The 15,237-nt window shown below is 58.8% G+C and carries 15 protein-coding genes and 2 tRNA genes; 5 read left to right on the forward strand and 12 right to left on the reverse strand.

Going from position 1 to position 15,237, the window contains the following annotated elements; translation table 11 throughout:
* Positions 1-27 precede the first annotated feature (27 nt).
* The 3 genes from clpP to ltrA form a co-directional block, all read right to left on the reverse strand.
* The gene (gene clpP, locus ACTJJX_RS21380; RefSeq protein WP_003098129.1) at positions 28-669 is read right to left on the reverse strand and encodes an ATP-dependent Clp endopeptidase proteolytic subunit ClpP; all 642 of its coding nucleotides are present in this window, start codon (positions 667-669) and stop codon (positions 28-30) included.
* A 93-nt stretch (positions 670-762) separates the two neighbouring features.
* A complete protein-coding gene (tig, locus tag ACTJJX_RS21385) occupies positions 763-2,073 on the reverse strand; it encodes a trigger factor (protein ID WP_003087920.1) in 1,311 nt (436 codons plus the stop codon).
* A gap of 129 nt (positions 2,074-2,202) precedes the next feature.
* A complete protein-coding gene (gene ltrA / locus ACTJJX_RS21390) occupies positions 2,203-3,906 on the reverse strand; it encodes a group II intron reverse transcriptase/maturase (RefSeq protein WP_031694129.1) in 1,704 nt (567 codons plus the stop codon).
* A 1,253-nt stretch (positions 3,907-5,159) separates the two neighbouring features.
* Between ltrA and parR the strand changes: the two genes are divergently transcribed.
* The 3 genes from parR to ACTJJX_RS21405 all read left to right on the forward strand — a co-directional run bounded on the left by parR (position 5,160) and on the right by ACTJJX_RS21405 (position 9,109).
* Positions 5,160-5,867 (forward strand): response regulator transcription factor ParR, encoded by a 708-nt coding sequence (parR, locus tag ACTJJX_RS21395; protein ID WP_003098126.1) that lies wholly within the window; start codon positions 5,160-5,162, stop codon positions 5,865-5,867.
* Positions 5,868-7,154 carry a sensor histidine kinase ParS gene (parS, locus tag ACTJJX_RS21400; RefSeq protein WP_023082492.1) on the forward strand — a complete coding sequence of 429 codons (1,287 nt, stop codon included), beginning with the start codon at positions 5,868-5,870 and terminating at the stop codon, positions 7,152-7,154.
* Positions 7,155-7,258: 104 nt separating this feature from the next.
* Positions 7,259-9,109 carry a serine hydrolase domain-containing protein gene (locus tag ACTJJX_RS21405; RefSeq protein ID WP_016851752.1) on the forward strand — a complete coding sequence of 617 codons (1,851 nt, stop codon included), beginning with the start codon at positions 7,259-7,261 and terminating at the stop codon, positions 9,107-9,109.
* Positions 9,110-9,395: 286 nt separating this feature from the next.
* Here ACTJJX_RS21405 and ACTJJX_RS21410 read toward each other — a convergent pair whose 3' ends face one another.
* The 8 genes from ACTJJX_RS21410 to ACTJJX_RS21445 form a co-directional block, all read right to left on the reverse strand.
* A complete protein-coding gene (locus tag ACTJJX_RS21410; RefSeq protein WP_003087901.1) occupies positions 9,396-9,617 on the reverse strand; it encodes a hypothetical protein in 222 nt (73 codons plus the stop codon).
* Positions 9,618-9,805: 188 nt separating this feature from the next.
* A tRNA-His gene (locus ACTJJX_RS21415) sits at positions 9,806-9,881 on the reverse strand.
* A 66-nt stretch (positions 9,882-9,947) separates the two neighbouring features.
* Positions 9,948-10,052 (reverse strand) — tRNA-OTHER (locus tag ACTJJX_RS21420).
* An 81-nt stretch (positions 10,053-10,133) separates the two neighbouring features.
* Entirely contained in the window at positions 10,134-10,397 is a 264-nt protein-coding gene (locus ACTJJX_RS21425; protein WP_004349481.1) for a hypothetical protein, read from the reverse strand.
* Between the two features lie 35 nt (positions 10,398-10,432).
* Positions 10,433-10,759, reverse strand: a complete 327-nt coding sequence (locus ACTJJX_RS21430; protein ID WP_023082493.1) for a hypothetical protein — start codon at positions 10,757-10,759, stop codon at positions 10,433-10,435.
* Positions 10,756-11,124 carry a hypothetical protein gene (locus ACTJJX_RS21435; protein WP_023082494.1) on the reverse strand — a complete coding sequence of 123 codons (369 nt, stop codon included), beginning with the start codon at positions 11,122-11,124 and terminating at the stop codon, positions 10,756-10,758. Before ACTJJX_RS21435 ends, ACTJJX_RS21430 begins: the two co-directional genes overlap by 4 nt.
* Entirely contained in the window at positions 11,121-11,750 is a 630-nt protein-coding gene (locus ACTJJX_RS21440) for a glycoside hydrolase family 19 protein (RefSeq protein WP_023082495.1), read from the reverse strand. Before ACTJJX_RS21440 ends, ACTJJX_RS21435 begins: the two co-directional genes overlap by 4 nt.
* Positions 11,751-11,808: 58 nt before the next feature.
* Entirely contained in the window at positions 11,809-12,201 is a 393-nt protein-coding gene (locus ACTJJX_RS21445; protein ID WP_153549548.1) for a hypothetical protein, read from the reverse strand.
* A 215-nt stretch (positions 12,202-12,416) separates the two neighbouring features.
* On the opposite strand from ACTJJX_RS21445, the gene ACTJJX_RS21450 reads away from it, so the two are divergent.
* Positions 12,417-12,728, forward strand: coding sequence for a hypothetical protein (locus ACTJJX_RS21450; RefSeq protein WP_023082496.1), 312 nt, complete (start codon positions 12,417-12,419; stop codon positions 12,726-12,728).
* On the forward strand, positions 12,721-12,999 hold the full coding sequence (locus tag ACTJJX_RS21455) for a helix-turn-helix domain-containing protein (protein ID WP_023082497.1): 279 nt from the start codon (positions 12,721-12,723) through the stop codon (positions 12,997-12,999). Before ACTJJX_RS21450 ends, ACTJJX_RS21455 begins: the two co-directional genes overlap by 8 nt.
* 196 nt (positions 13,000-13,195) lie before the next feature.
* On the opposite strand, the gene ACTJJX_RS21460 is transcribed toward ACTJJX_RS21455, so the two are convergent.
* A complete protein-coding gene (locus ACTJJX_RS21460; protein ID WP_023082499.1) occupies positions 13,196-15,187 on the reverse strand; it encodes an SGNH/GDSL hydrolase family protein in 1,992 nt (663 codons plus the stop codon).
* Between the last annotated feature and the right edge of the window lie 50 nt (positions 15,188-15,237).

Raw genomic sequence — 15,237 nt, forward strand, 5'->3', positions numbered from 1 at the left:
TGTCTCGACCGCCAGTATTGCGGAGCCTTAGACGGCCAGGTCGCGCTGGGTCATGACCTTGTCGATCAGGCCATACTTGACGGCTTCGTCACCGCTCATGAAGCGGTCACGATCGGTATCGCGGGCAATGACGTCCAGGGGCTGGCCGGTGTGGTGCGCCAGGATCTGGTTCAGACGCTCCTTGATGAAGAGGATTTCCTTGGCATGGATCTCGATATCCGAGGCCTGGCCCTGGAAACCGCCCAGCGGCTGGTGGATCATCATCCGCGAATGCGGCAGGCAGTAGCGCTTGCCGGCGGCACCGCCCGCAAGCAGCAGGGCACCCATGCTGCACGCCTGGCCGATACAGGTGGTCGAGACGTTGGGCTTGATGAACTGCATGGTGTCGTAGATGGACATCCCGGCAGTCACCGAACCACCCGGCGAGTTGATGTAGAGATGAATGTCCTTCTCGGGATTTTCAGCCTCCAGGAACAGCAACTGGGCAACCACCAGGTTGGCCATGTAGTCCTCGACCTGGCCGACCAGGAAGATGATCCGCTCCTTCAGCAGGCGCGAATAGATGTCGTAGGCGCGCTCGCCGCGGGCGGACTGCTCCACCACCATGGGCACCAGGCCACCGGCGGCCTGGATATCGGGAACGTGCGGAATAAAAGAGTTGCGAGACATGTCTTGCGATCACTCCCTAACAGATAGTGAAGCCTCAAAGACGCACAAGCCAGCACTAAGGCTGGCTTGTGGGATTCGAACGAGAGGAACGAATCAGGCCGCTTGCGGAGCTTCGGCCGGCTTGACCGCTTCTTCGTAGGATACCTGCTTATCGGTCACAGTGGCCTTTTGCAGGACAGTATCTACGACTTGTTCTTCCAGTACAACAGAACGGACTTCGTTCAGCTGGGGCTCGTTCTTGAAGTACCAGGCGACGACCTGCTCGGGCTCCTGGTAGGCCGAGGCCATTTCCTCGATCATTTCGCGAACGCGACCTTCGTCGGCCTTCAGCTCGTGCTGCTTGACCACTTCGGCGACGATCAGGCCCAGCACCACACGGCGCTTGGCCTGCTCTTCGAACAGCTCGGCCGGCAGTTGGTCAGGCTTGATGTTGCCGCCGAACTGCTGGACGGCCTGCACGCGCAGACGGTTCACTTCGTTGCCGATCAGGGCCTTGGGCACTTCGATCGGGTTGGCCTGCAGCAGACCTTCCATGACCTGGTTCTTGACCTTGGACTTGATCGCCTGGCGCAGCTCGCGCTCCATGTTCTTCTGCACTTCGGCGCGGAAGCCATCGAGACCGGTTTCCTTCACGCCGAACAGAGCGAAGAACTCTTCGTTCAGTTCCGGCAGCTTGGGCTCGGCTACGCTATTGACGGTAACGGTGAACTCGGCAGCCTTGTTGGCCAGGTCCAGGTTCTGGTAGTCCTCGGGGAAGGTCAGGTTGAGCACACGCTCTTCACCGGCCTTCGCCCCCACCAGCCCTTCTTCGAAGCCGGCGATCATGCGACCGGAGCCCAGTACCAGCAGGGTGCCCTTGGCGGAACCGCCGGCGAAGGCTTCGCCGTCGATCTTGCCGACGAAGTCGATGTTCAACTGGTCATCGTTCTGGGCGGCACGCTCGACCACTTCGAAACGGGTGTTCTGCTTGCGCAGGACATCGAGCATGTTGTCGACATCAGCATCGGAAACTTCGGCCTGCAGGCGCTCGACCTTGATGTCTTCCAGGCCGGAAACGGTAAATTCCGGGAAGACTTCGAAGGTTGCGATGTATTCCAGGTCCTTGCCTTTCTCGAAGGACTTGGGCTCTACCGACGGCGAACCGGCCGGATTCAGCTTCTGCTCGACCACGGCTTCGTAGAAGGTTTCCTGGATCAGATCGCCCATGGCTTCCTGGCGCGCGGAAGCTTCGTAGCGCTGACGAATGACACTCATCGGCACCTTGCCGGGGCGGAAACCTGGAATCTTGGCACGACGGGCGGTCTGCTGCAGACGCTTGTTGACTTCGGTCTCGATACGCTCGGCAGGCACACCAACGGTCATGCGGCGCTCAAGAGCGGAAGTGCTTTCAACAGAAACTTGCATGGATATTCCTCGTTGCACAGACGTAAGCCGGTCCTTCCGGCTCCCAGAATGTCGGGTAGAGATGGGCCATTACTGGCCCACCTCCCCCTAAGAACCGTACGTGCGAGTTTCCCCGCATACGGCTCGGGCCTAATCAAAACCCCCGGTAAGGGGAGCCGGTTTGTTCACTGTCAATCCGCGAGCGTGTAGCCGCTGGTGACAAAGGGGGTGCAATAGTACCCGGTTATTTAGGGAGTCTCCACCGCCTTTTGTGCGGTACAGAATGTGGTGATCATGCCACCCCGTCTCCTTCGTAATCGGTAACTTACATATTGGACACAATCCTTTCTGACTCTGGAAAAGGCTCAAGATTTGCTTACGGTACGCCAGCCTTTTGAGCATCTGTTCCATACGCCTTTTCTCACCCATTTCCTCCATAGAAGGATCGAAGGGGTTGTACTCCCCACTCACCTTCTTGTGTCGTTCGATCGGAGTGCTCGCTAGCGAGTACAACTCGATCGTTCGCATCTCTCCCTTGTCATTCATCGTCGCGGTAGCAAACACCCCTTTCCGCCCCTTCATGGGTTTAAAGTATTTCGCTCCGATCCACTGGAGTGTTTTCTTAGGGTGTCGCCGTTTTGCCCAACGCCATAGAGCCAGAAAGATCATGTAATCCATGCGGCTATACGCTTTCTTGGCTACCACAGGCTGGTGATAGAACGCCCAGCCACGCAGTATCGGATTCAGCTGTCGGATCAGATCCTCCTGCCTTACCGTTTTGCTGGTACTGATGACCTCCCTTACCTTGCTATAGAACGCTTTCACGTTTTTCTTGCTTGGCTTGATCAGAAGCTTCCCATCGTACTTGCGGAAATTCCAACCTAGAAAGTCAAAGCCTTCCTTTATATGGACGACACGCGTCTTCTCGAGTGACAACTGCAGCCCCCGCACTGCTAGGAACTGCTCTACCCAAGGTCTGACTTCAGTTTCCAGCACCTCTCGCGAGGTTCCGGTTATCACAAAGTCATCCGCATAACGCACCACATTGATTTTCAGCTTCTTGGCCTTGGTCACACCCAGATGTTGCTTAAGTTGTGACTCCAGCCCATCCAGCACCAGATTCGCCAAGCTGGGCGAGACAATCCCGCCCTGTGGCGTACCGGCATCCGTTGCCTGTAGCTGGCCTTTATGAATCACGCCAGCTTTCAACCATTTTCGGAGAACCACCTTATCCGTTGGGACGTTGGTGATAAGCCAGTCATGATTGATATGGTCAAAGCAGCCTTTGATGTCCGCCTCCAAAACCCATTGGGCCGAAACCTTCTTGGATAGGCATACGAACAACTGCCCCATTGCATCCGCCGTAGATCGCTCGATCCTAAAGCCGTAGCTGTTTGGATCGCCGGTGGTTTCTGCAATGGGTGCCAGAGCAAGCAAATACAACGCCTGCATTGCCCTGTCCGTCATGGTCGGAATGCCCAGAGGGCGCTCTTTTCCATTTGACTTCGGAATAAACACACGCCGTAAAGGCCGTGGTTTATAACCGTGGCGCTTCAACCCATTTGCCGCCTTCCATTTGGCATCGGGTGTATCCCAGAGCACGCGGTCGACTCCCGCCGTGCGCTTACCCTGGTTTTCAGTGACTCGCCGTACGGCCAAGTATCTGGCCGAGCGTGAGCGGGTCAGCATCCGCTGCAAGGCTTTCACCCTGCGCCAGTTGCCTTCCCGACAAGCCTTCGCAATCCGTATCTGCATCGCCCGGACATTCCGCTGAACACGCCACCAATCGATGTCATGCCATTGTTGCGGAGCGCCGGAAGGCGCAGACACGGCCAATTGGCTATGTTCTAACATGCTGCCTTCCTCTCAAGTTGCCCCAAGCGAAAGACGCACACACCCCCTGACGGGAATGGACGCTCCCGCCAGGGTTGGATTAATAGAAGATCCGTTACAGCTGGATCTCTAGGTTTATTGAGACAGGTTCACTCAGAGTTCATGCGACGAAAGACCACGCAGAAGTCTGCCCGGTTTCCCGTGGAGCGATGTTCCAGCCCCTATCCGGGCCATTACAGCCCGGCTTTCGCTTTCTCTGCGATCCCATACCCGCACAGCCAACGGATCACCTTGCGGTTCACCTGCCCGAAGGCAGCCATACGGGCTTACCACGTTCCCTGCCTGTCACACGACTGGGTTAGAGTCTGCCTATTCGCCGGCGACCTTATGTGACGACGTGTTCCGACCCTTGACCAGAACAACCGGTCGCATCACCTTTTTGGTTAATGCCTATCAGCAGATTAGGCACCGTAATGCTGACGACGTTTATTAGCAGTTCACTTGTGTTACCCATACCAGCCAGCCTAGCGCCTCAACCCGGTACTGCTCCGAGCATCTGCGCTCCGCCTCACGGCGAAGACGCACCCATACGGGGGCTACATTGTTGGAAGAGCTTCACACCCCACCGTTACCAGTGACGCATGTCTTCCTAGGCTATCGTTGGTCGCACAACGAGTCCGCTGCCACTCCGAACAGGCAATGGTTGGACAATGACAGACAGAGCTTTCGCTCATGTCTCCGGTTTGATGTGAACAGGGACTGCCGAGGCAGCATGCTCAAAGAATTGTTACCTCCTGTTTCAAAAGCAGGAGGGAACCCCAGCGGGGATTCTCTCCCGCATGGGTTTAGCCCTGAATAGGGCTGATGTGTAGTAGGCACTCCAATACCGGAAATCCAGTACTGCGGTCGAGCCACCGAGCGCTAATCGACCTTGAGTTTGCCACCGCCGCTGCGGCAAGTCCTTGAAGGCATTGGACTTCTGGGAGGGTTTTGTTTCTTGGGATTGGGCACCCAAGCTCTCGGCTCTCTTTCGAAAACCCTTCAAGATGACTCTACACCTCGAAGTTTAGGAGACACGCCACGCGTGTCGCACCAAGGGCATGCATTCTAGTAGAGGGAAAAGCAGAAGTCACCCCGCCAGGGTGCAGGCGGATCCCCGGGGTGTTTCCGGCCGCTTCCGCCGATCGCAGCCCGATCTCGAACGAGTCGCTGGAGCTTCGCCGGAAGCGGGCGCATATAATGCCAGCCGATTCCGCTCCGACCGATGAAACCCTATGGACTGCCCTACCCTCAGCAAGGTATTGCTCGTCGAAGACGACCAGAAGCTCGCCCGCCTGATCGCCAGTTTCCTTTCCCAGCATGGTTTCGAAGTGCGCCAGGTGCATCGCGGTGATGCCGCGTTCGCCGCCTTCCTCGACTTCAAGCCGCAAGTGGTGGTTCTCGACCTCATGCTCCCCGGACAGAATGGTCTGCAGGTGTGCCGGGAGATCCGCCGGGTCGCGAACCTGCCGATCCTCATACTCACCGCCCAGGAGGACGATCTCGATCACATCCTCGGCCTGGAGTCCGGCGCCGACGACTACGTGATCAAGCCGATCGAGCCACCGGTGCTGCTCGCCCGCCTGCGCGCCCTGATGCGCCGGCACGCGCCCCTTCCCGCCTCCCCGGAAAGCCTGACATTCGGCAAGCTGAACATCGACCGACGGCGGCGCGAAGCGGAACTCGAAGGCCTCGGCATCGAACTGACCACGATGGAGTTCGAGCTGCTCTGGCTGCTGGCCAGCCAGGCAGGGGAAATACTTTCCCGCGACGAGATCCTCAACCAGATCCGCGGCATCGGTTTCGACGGCCTGAACCGCAGCGTCGACGTCTGCATCAGCAAGCTGCGCAATAAACTGAAGGACAATCCGCGCGAACCGGTCCGGATCAAGACCGTCTGGGGCAAGGGCTACCTGTTCAACCCGCTGGGCTGGGAGCTCTGAATGCTGCGCCTGTTCCTGCGCCTCTACCTGCTGCTGGCCCTGGGGTTCGCCGCCGCGATCTTCGTGGTCGACCATGTCATCGACGCGTTCTACGACAGCATCGTCGAGAACTATCACCGCGACGCCGTTCGCGGCCAGGCCTATTCGCTGGTGGAAAAGCTGGCCCCGCTGGACCAGGCCGGACGCCAGCGACAGCTCGAAGACTGGCGTCCCCACTACGGGCTCGAGCTGAGCCTGACGGATGCCAGGCAGGCGAAGCTGACGCAGGAAGAGCAGGCCCTCCTCGACAAGAACCTGCTGGTGGTACGCGAGGACTTCACGGAATTCATCAGCCGCATCGACGCGGGCCCGCAACTGCTCGACATCAAGCTGCCGCCGGAACCCTCGCTGACCCCACTATTCACCGTGCTGGCCTACATCCTGCTCGGCGTGCTGGTCGGCATCGCCCTGCTGGTATGGGTCCGCCCGCACTGGCGCGACCTCGAGACCCTGCGCCTGGCCGCGCAACGCTTCGGCGACGGCGACCTGTCATCGCGCACGCGCATTTTCCGACGCTCCGACATCCGCACCCTGGCCCAGCACTTCAACCAGATGGCCGACCGCATCGAAAGCCTGATCAGCAACCAGCGTGAACTGACCAACGCGGTATCCCACGAATTGCGCACGCCGATCTCCCGCCTGTCCTTCGAACTCGAGCAATTGAACAAGCAGGTCGACGCCGAAGTACGCCACGACCTGATAGAGGACATGCGCGCCGATCTCGGCGAACTGGAGGAAATGGTCTCCGAACTGCTGAGCTACGCCCGCCTGGAGCACGGCAACGTCGGGAGCCACCGGGAAATCGTCGACGCCGCGAGCTGGCTGGATAGCGTCGTCGCCGACGTCGCCCTGGAAGCCGAAGCCGCCGGAGTCACCTGCGAGATCAGCGCCTGCCAGGTCGAACAGATCCGCATAGAGCCTCGCTTCATGGCGCGCGCAGTGATCAACCTGTTGCGCAACGCCATTCGCCACGCACACTCGCGCGTCGAAATCGCCCTCCTCGATCAAGGCGACAGCTGTCAGATACGGGTCAACGACGACGGCCCCGGGATACCGGCGGACGCCCGGCAGAAGATCTTCGAACCCTTTTCGCGCCTGGACGACAGCCGCGATCGCAGCACCGGCGGCTTCGGCCTGGGCCTGGCGATCGTCCGCCGGGTCGCGCAATGGCACGGCGGCTATGCGGAAGCGCTGGAAACGCCGCAAGGAGGCGCCTCCTTCCGCCTGACCTGGGAGCGACCCCGTTGACAGCGGAGGCTTAACAATCTTTCACAGATTGCTGACAAAGCCGTAAGGACTGCCAGCCAGGCCCGCCCTAGCATGGGACACCTCGCCTTTCCGCCAGGTGTTCCATGTTTCGTGCAATGCATCTTTCCCTTCTCGGCTGCCTGCTCGGCACCAGCGGCTGCCACGGACTGCCGCCCGCCCCGCCAGCGCCGAGCGCCGCCGTGGGCAACTACGGCGAGGTCATCGACTATCTGCAACGCCACATCCGCCGGGAAATGGAAAGGCAGGACGTGCCCGGCCTGGCCCTGGCATTGGTCGACGACCAGCAACTGGTCTGGGCCCGCGGTTTCGGCTATGCCGACCGACAGCACAGGATCAACGCCAGCGAGCACACCGCATTCCACGCCGGCGACCTGTCCAAGCTACTGATCGCCAGCGCGACCCTGCAACTGGCCGAACGCGGCCAACTCTCTCTCGACGCCCCGCTCCAGGACACCTTGCGCGAGTTCTACGTACGCTCACGCTTCCATGCCGACCAGAGCGAGGCGGATCGCGCGATCACTTTCCGCCGGCTGCTCAGCCACCAGTCCGGCCTTCCTGGCGAACACCTGCCGCCCCTGTTCGGCGAACGCCCGAGCTCACTCGGCCAACTGCCGGCGAAAGTATCCGGCGTCTGGCTGAGCAATCCGCCGGGAACCCAGGTCGCCTATTCCAACCTTGGCTACGAGCTGGTCGGCGCGGCTATCGAGCGCAACACCGGAAAGCACTTCGAGCAGCACATGCGGGAGCACCTGCTGGACCCTTTGCAGATGACTCGCTCCAGCTTCGCCAGGAACGCCCTGCCCCAGGCGCAACGCGCCCACGGCTACAGCGGCGGCGGCGGCGGCGGCGGTCGCCCCGGCTCCGCCGCCGCCAGCGACCTCCCGGTCAACGACCTGTGGAGCAGCCCGGTCGACCTCAGCCGCTTCGTCCGCATGCTGTTCGCCAACGGGCGCCACAAGGAGCGCCAGCTTCTCCGGAAACACTCCGTCGAGGAGATGTTCCGCCAGCAGAACGCCGGCAATGCCCTGGACTTCGACTGCCAGGTGGGCCTGGCCTGGTTCCTCAGCCCGTGCGGCTCCGCGCCGCTGGAAGGAGGCATCCGTCACTATGAGTACGCCAGCGCCACCCGAGGATTCAGCGCCCATCTGATTCTGCTGCCGGAACAGCGCCTCGCCGCCATTGTCATGAGCAACGCCGATGACAGCGGGTCGCTTACTGCCTCCCTGGCCCGGCAAGCGGCGTCGCTCATGCTGCAGGTCAAACAGGGCGCTCGTCGCCCCGCCGTACAGCCCACCCCCGCGCGCGCCCCCGCACTGAAGGTGCCGAGCCCGGAGGACCGGCGACAGCTATACGGTCGCTACGCAACCCGCCAAGGCCAGATTCGCCTGTACGAGCGCAGGGGTCGCCTGTACGCGGATTTCGGCGAACAACGCGTGGAACTGTTACGCGACACCTCGGGCTGGCTGCAGATGAGAAAAAGACTGCTGGGGTTCTGGCCTGTCGGCGTGGACAGCGCCGGACAGTTGCAACTGGACGTGGTCAGCTACGGCCAACGCCGAATCCTGGTGTCCCGCCGCCACGACCAGACCGCCTACCTCGGCGAGCGCATCGAGCCGACATCCCTGCCCCAGGCCTGGACCGAAGCCGTCGGCACCTACCGCGTCGCCAGCACGGGCCGGCACAGCTACCTGAACGGCCTGAGCATCAGGATCGAAGACGGCTTCCTGCTGGTGCGCGGGCAAGCCGGAGGAACCCGCTCCGGCGAGTTCATCCTGCAACCCATCGACAGCGCACACGCCGTCCTGGCCGGCAGCGGCCAGGGCCTGGGAGACACCTTCAGTCGCGACTTCGACGGTCTGAACGCGCTCGGCTACCGCTTCGCCCAGCAAGGCACCAAGGCACGTCCCTGGCTGCAACGGAAGGAGTCCCCATGAGAAGCCCCTCCCTGTGCCTCGCCGGCACGCTCGCCAGCCTCTGCTCCGCCGCTGTCGCCGAAGAGTGGCATGACAGCATCGGCCCGAGCGCCCTGGTGGAATACCGTTTCTGAAACGCACCGAGAGAGAATACGAACATGTTCACCGCCTTCGCCTTCCGCGGCCGCCAACCTTATACCGTTCGCCGGAACACAGCCCAGGGCGCGACCTTGCGCCCGAAACTGGCGAACCGGCCGGATGCGCCGGTTTCAGCCGGGAAGTCCTGAACTGCGGAGCGTCTACGGCCTCATTGGCAACGGATCACGCCGCTGGCGATTTCGTCGTCGATGGAGCGCAGCGCATCGGCATCCTGGTGCATCTGCTCGATCACCTCGAGCAGGCGCTGCGCCAGCTTCGGATCGTTCGCCCGCTCGACGGCGCGCATGACCTCGACCGCAGCCGATTCATGATTGTTCGCCATCTGCTTGAGAGCCTTGCGCAAGCGCTGCTCGGTCCATTTCATCGACATGTCGCTTCACCCAGACTGCATATACGGACCCGCCAGGAACGACGGGCTCGCTTAAGAGCGCCGGAGCTGGAACAAGTTCAACCTGCCGTCGCCCCATGAGGGCGGGCTGGGTGCCGGAAAGGCAAGCGGAGAAGAGATCGTGAAGCGCAAACGAAAACGCCAGGCACAAGGCCTGGCGCTTCGAAATATGGGGTGGACGATGGGAATCGAACCCACGACACCAGGAGCCACAATCCTGTGCTCTACCAACTGAGCTACGCCCACCATATCGTGAATCGTGCCGAACGATCCGGCTTCAACCGCAGCGGCCGGACAAGCCGAGCCTGAAGATGGTGCGGACGGAGAGACTCGAACTCTCACGCCTTGCGGCGCTGGAACCTAAATCCTGTCTCGCACCTCAGAAGCGCTTATATTACAACAGTTTACGCCGACCGCAATCACTTAAACTGTGCCAATCGTGAAATTCCTTTTCACGTTTTCCATTTCCGTGCTTCACGTTTCCGTCACGGCCAGCATTCAGCGGTCCGACTCGTAGGCCGCAACGCCGCTACCGACAGGCCGCCACTCATCCTGCGGCATGCGCGAATCACAGATGAATACCTCGACCTCCCCGCCTTCTTTCGGCTCCGCAGGTCGAATAGCAGCATGCCGGAGAATCGTCTGCATGTCCGGCACGTAGCTGCTCTCCGAGCCGTGGAACGACCAGATGCCGAACTTCCCAGCGCTGCCCACCTGGTGGTCGAGTTTCACCGACCAGCCCTTGAATCGAATCACCAGCATCACCGAGCTCCGTAGGAAAAGGCCGTAGTCTACTCCTACTGGCATGCTCTGTTGGCAGCCAGCAGTTGGGCTTCATACCCGATCCGCTGCCGCCGCTCGGCCAGCAGCGCACGGACCTTGGTCTGGAGATCGTCGCTCTTCTTCAGCCCAGCCGCTGCCCAGGCCGGCACCTCCACCGCCGGCACCCGGCACGGCACCGCCACCGGCACTTCTACGCGCACCGTGCGCGGCTCAGGCTCGACCTGGCCGGCGCATCCCGCCAGCGCGAACACCAACCCCAGCACCTGCACCACCTGCGCCTTTCGGCTGCACCTGCCGAAAATCGCTGCACCTGCAGTCTTTCGCCACGCCTGCAGTTTCATAGGCCCAACTCCTGATCAACGACCGCCTCGGCGGCCGCACACTGCTCACCGGCGGTTCGCTCACGTACCAGGCGCTGGGCTTCGGCATACTGCTCCGCGGCCTGCTGCCGTCCCCGATCCACAGCCTGCGCGGCATCCCGGGCGCGCTGTTCGCCGGCCACGCGCAGCGCGGCAACCTGCCGGACCTGCTCCGCCACTGCGGATTCCAACTCTCCCCGGGCGGCACGGCAGGCGACCAGATCTGCCAATGCGGCATCGAGCTGTGGCCGGTAGTGCCGCGCGCCGAGCCAGACACCGCCGGCGGCGCCGAGGCCGACCAGTAGCAGGCAGCCCAGCGCGACCGAGACAACACGGGACGAGATCACGACAGCACCGCCTTTGCGCGCTCCCACAACGCCAGGCGCTCCGCCTGGCCGTTGAGACCACCGTTGATGCGCCGAGTGATGGCGGCGAACTCGCCGCGGTCGGCCAGGTCGTTCAAGCCGTGACTGGCCCACCACCAGGCCGCCGAGATCGCCGCCCACTCCGGTTGCTCGAGAAGCTCGGGTTCCTGCTCCAACGGCTGGCCCAGCCCGGCGCCGGCGGCGCGGTAGTTCGCCCGGCCGGTGATCTGCAGCAGCCCGCGCCCGCGGTAGCACCAGCCATCGCCGGACGCCTCGTCGCCATTGCCGTTGCGCGAGGCGTAGGCGTTGTTGGCGACGGCTCGGGGGTTGCGCGCCAGGCGCTGCGCCAGGGCGTTGGGCTGGCCGTCGGCGCCGAGGTACCGGCTCGGCCAGGTCGCCGCCAAGCCGCGCGCGCTGTAGTTGAGGTTCTCCACCAGGCGGGTCAACTGGCCGCTTTCGTGGCCAACTTGGGCGAGGAATGCCGCCGCGCGCACCGGCGACGTGATACCGAACCGCGTCATCCCGCGGTTCAGCGCACCAACAAAAACGCCGGCTCGAGGGCCGGCGTTCGGGAGGATATGCAGCAACTGCTGCTCGGTGATGGGCATACGCTCTCCTGAAATAAAAAAGCCCGCTTCTTAGGCGGGCTTCTATTTATCTGAAAACTTACTTCGTCATATAGCTAAAGTTTATAGCCAATGAGCATCCTTTAGACCATTTAAATGGATACTCAGATGAAACGTCCTTCCCATTTACTTGAATATTAAGCATTTTAGTTTCTGGATCTATAAATGCAAAGGCGGTGAAATCTTTTTCTGAATTGCTGTCATACAGACTAACTAAGAATCCTCCTTGGCGTATTTCAGGCACATCACTAACAGGGAGGATAAATCTCCAAGGTAAAGAGTCAAGGAACTCTGTTCTATCTCCTGCCTCAAAGAACATTTGAACATGGCATACGCCATTATCCAATGAATATTTTCCTTCAATCACCCCGTCTCTCACAGAAACGCCCCAGTCGCTAGGAGTGAAGGAAAATGACTCAGCAAGTCCGCTCATAATTCACCATAAGGTAAGTTGATGGAAGGCTGCATCATACCAACCATGCGCGCAGAAACGCGAACTCAAGCGAAGCGAAACGGATTGCGGTCGATATTCCATGACCGCCTGATCTGTCGGAACTGGCAGGCTAGGCGCAAGAGCCAGGATTACCTGATCCAGACCACTCCATCTTCCGGCTTGCTAAGGATACGGCATTGACGTACGCTTAAGGGATGCGAACAGTCATCGAAACTGAGATTTTCAAGCGCTATGCAGACGACATCTGGAGCGACCCCGAACGGGAGGAGTTCATAACCTGGATTGCAGCCAACCCCTTGGTCGGAGATGTGATCCCAGGATCGGGCGGGCTTCGCAAGGTTCGCTGGTCTCGCCCCGGCATGGGCAAGCGCGGCGGCGCGCGCGTGATCTACTACAACGCCGAAGAATCGCAAGTCATCTGGCTACTGATAGCCTACACAAAGTCGAAGTTCGACAACCTACCAGCATCCACCTTGAGCAAATTGAAAGAGGCTATGAATGGATAAGGAACTTGAAACCTTCGAGGCCGACCTCCTCGCCTCGATTGATGAAATGAAGAATGGGAAGGCCGCCCGTTCGACACAGATTGAACTTTCTCCGGTTGCAGAGGTCCGCGCAAAAGTAGGAATGGCGCAATCTGAATTCGCACACCTCCTAGGTGTTAGCGTTCGTACGCTACAGGAATGGGAGCAGGGCCGCAGATCTCCTTCTGGAGCAGCAAAAACCTTAATTAAGGTTGCAAGCAAGCATCCCGAGACGCTTCGCGAGCTGCGCTAGCTTGGTTATGCCAAAAACATCAATAGGACAATTAGCATGAAAGACAGTCCAACAAAAACCGAAGACGAGTATACGAATGCCATGTTCAATATCCGTACCAATGAAACAGAAAAGACATCAACAGAGATAATCAATCTGCTCATCGGCACGGCTTTTATTATAGCCATTGCAATGGCATCCGAATATTTTAGCGAGCCTAGTAAATCACACCATCAACAAACGGTCGTTCCCCACGTGCAACGCTAACAACAAACCGATGAGTGCTTTTCGTGTTTGATGAATTTGGGGTTATTGTTATCCCTGCCTGAGAGATATTTACAACTCCCGAACTTGCCCCATTTGTCTCAAGCTCCATCTGTCCAGTTACTGGAAGGTCAACGAACACGCCAGAGTCAGATGAGTATGCTCCAGAGAACGCAACAGCGGACGTACCAGAGACGCCAGAGACATAAAACCGAAACAGGACATTCGCGCCATTGTTTCGAGTTGCAGTTATTACCCTGCTCGGAGGAATCGAACCAAAGTCCGCATTTTTTATTGTCGTGCTTGTGATTGATATCGGCATCCACCAATCATGGTAGTCGAGAGCTTGTTTTTTCGAGCTAACTGAAAGGCCGAGTTTCTTAGCAATAGTCTCCGCAATATACTTATGACCATGAACGTTTGGATGGGAACCATCAGAAAAGAGCTTAAGAGTATTTACAAGATAATTCGCATCTGCTGGCTGCGATCCTTTTCTAAAGAAATCGGCAAACGGTATATATAGCCCCTGAGTCTCGTCAGCAAGTCGCTTTAGCTGCTTCCTTGTGTTGTTTGTATCTGGGTAACTCCACAAAAAATCAGGCACCACTACAGGTACGCTATTTTGATTTGAATAGCTTATCAGCCAATCAATTCTTTTTACGAATTCATCATAGTACGCCGTATCAGACTCATTGTCTGACGCGTCATTGGTACCTAGTGCCATGATGAATAGAGAGGTTCCTGCCATCATCGAACTGATGACAGACTCATCCACCCAGCGAAGCCTGCGGCCAGAGTTTGAAAAATTATGCAGAGCCGACTGACTATAGGCGTTCGCATATGAAAAACCAGAAAATTCAACAGTTGCGGAAGATGTAGTAACAACCTCGATTACACATTTCCCAAACCCATTATCTTTCAGGGTTACAGCTTGGCCTTGCAAAGCGTTTAAAACTGAGGCCTGGGTATTCACACTAGCTACTACCGATCCGTTAACTTTTATGTCAAACGTCCCCCCTCCCGGCCTTGCGACGTAGTAAACCGTACATGCATCCTGAAATGTTGGGATTGTCGACCTTATAATATTGCCAACCTCATTTGACACCCACGACAACCCTTGAGGAACATATGATCCGCTTTCATTCGATCTATAAACCCAAGAGTGGGTTCCTGACGTTTTTGCGAAATCGATAGAGTGAATTTCATTAGAGGAATTCCCAGCACCGTCTACGAGAGACATCAACGGTGTGAACCCATAAGTTAGAGTGCCGATCTCGTTGTAGAGCATTCTTCGCAGAAGATTCACCCAGCCATTCCGGTATATTCTGCCGGCAAAAGCTCCATGGGAAATAGAGTCGCCAAGCACATACATAGTGGGAGCACCTGAGATTCGCGCTCTTACTCTGGTTAGCATCTGCGCGTTACCAAATGCGCCAGTCGTCGCTAAGTTAGATGCTTCCTCAGCCTTTCCATCAATCTCTTTTATTGCGTACCCAACCGTATCCGATGGGTACGTTTCCGCCGGATCGTAACCGATCATTCCGGCGCCACCCGGAGCTCTCAACTGCTGACGCAGAGCCTGGTCGGACCGAACAGTCAGTAGAAGCTCATCGGCTGCCCAGTTGCCGCTCAGGGTGACAGGGAAGTTCGCAGGCAGCCGGACGCTGTAGAGATTCCCGTCGCGCTGGATCAACTTGCTCGGACTGGGCACAACCAGCTCAGAGCCGTCGACGTAGATCAGCGGAACAGGCTCGAATGCCGTGCCGATCAGGAAGTCGTTGACCTGCTGTTCGACTCCAAACCAGGTTTTTCTGGAAACGCCGAAACGATCATTCCACGTGGTGTTTACCCGGTCGTTCATCGCCGCGTCGAAGTTCTCGGCGTTGTCGTACAAGTCGCGCGGGTCTTTGGAGCCCAGCGGGTTACCGGTGGCGTAGGTAGTCATGCAAATTCTCCGGGCATGAAAAAGCCCGCTCTATGGCGGGCTCTGGATTT

The sequence above is a fragment of the Pseudomonas sp. 22490 genome (assembly GCF_052044465.1).
GTDB lineage: Bacteria > Pseudomonadota > Gammaproteobacteria > Pseudomonadales > Pseudomonadaceae > Pseudomonas > Pseudomonas aeruginosa.

What these genes read in the sequence shown, in the direction of transcription:
- clpP (WP_003098129.1), bottom strand. Translation starts at nt 669, where the DNA reads ATGTCTCGCAACTCTTTTATTCCGCACGTTCCCGATATCCAGGCCGCC.
- tig (WP_003087920.1), bottom strand. Translation starts at nt 2,073, where the DNA reads ATGCAAGTTTCTGTTGAAAGCACTTCCGCTCTTGAGCGCCGCATGACC.
- ltrA (WP_031694129.1), bottom strand. Translation starts at nt 3,906, where the DNA reads ATGTTAGAACATAGCCAATTGGCCGTGTCTGCGCCTTCCGGCGCTCCG.
- parR (WP_003098126.1), top strand. Translation starts at nt 5,160, where the DNA reads ATGGACTGCCCTACCCTCAGCAAGGTATTGCTCGTCGAAGACGACCAG.
- parS (WP_023082492.1), top strand. Translation starts at nt 5,868, where the DNA reads ATGCTGCGCCTGTTCCTGCGCCTCTACCTGCTGCTGGCCCTGGGGTTC.
- ACTJJX_RS21405 (WP_016851752.1), top strand. Translation starts at nt 7,259, where the DNA reads ATGTTTCGTGCAATGCATCTTTCCCTTCTCGGCTGCCTGCTCGGCACC.
- ACTJJX_RS21410 (WP_003087901.1), bottom strand. Translation starts at nt 9,617, where the DNA reads ATGTCGATGAAATGGACCGAGCAGCGCTTGCGCAAGGCTCTCAAGCAG.
- ACTJJX_RS21425 (WP_004349481.1), bottom strand. Translation starts at nt 10,397, where the DNA reads ATGCTGGTGATTCGATTCAAGGGCTGGTCGGTGAAACTCGACCACCAG.
- ACTJJX_RS21430 (WP_023082493.1), bottom strand. Translation starts at nt 10,759, where the DNA reads ATGAAACTGCAGGCGTGGCGAAAGACTGCAGGTGCAGCGATTTTCGGC.
- ACTJJX_RS21440 (WP_023082495.1), bottom strand. Translation starts at nt 11,750, where the DNA reads ATGCCCATCACCGAGCAGCAGTTGCTGCATATCCTCCCGAACGCCGGC.
- ACTJJX_RS21445 (WP_153549548.1), bottom strand. Translation starts at nt 12,201, where the DNA reads ATGAGCGGACTTGCTGAGTCATTTTCCTTCACTCCTAGCGACTGGGGC.
- ACTJJX_RS21450 (WP_023082496.1), top strand. Translation starts at nt 12,417, where the DNA reads ATGCGAACAGTCATCGAAACTGAGATTTTCAAGCGCTATGCAGACGAC.
- ACTJJX_RS21455 (WP_023082497.1), top strand. Translation starts at nt 12,721, where the DNA reads ATGGATAAGGAACTTGAAACCTTCGAGGCCGACCTCCTCGCCTCGATT.
- ACTJJX_RS21460 (WP_023082499.1), bottom strand. Translation starts at nt 15,187, where the DNA reads ATGACTACCTACGCCACCGGTAACCCGCTGGGCTCCAAAGACCCGCGC.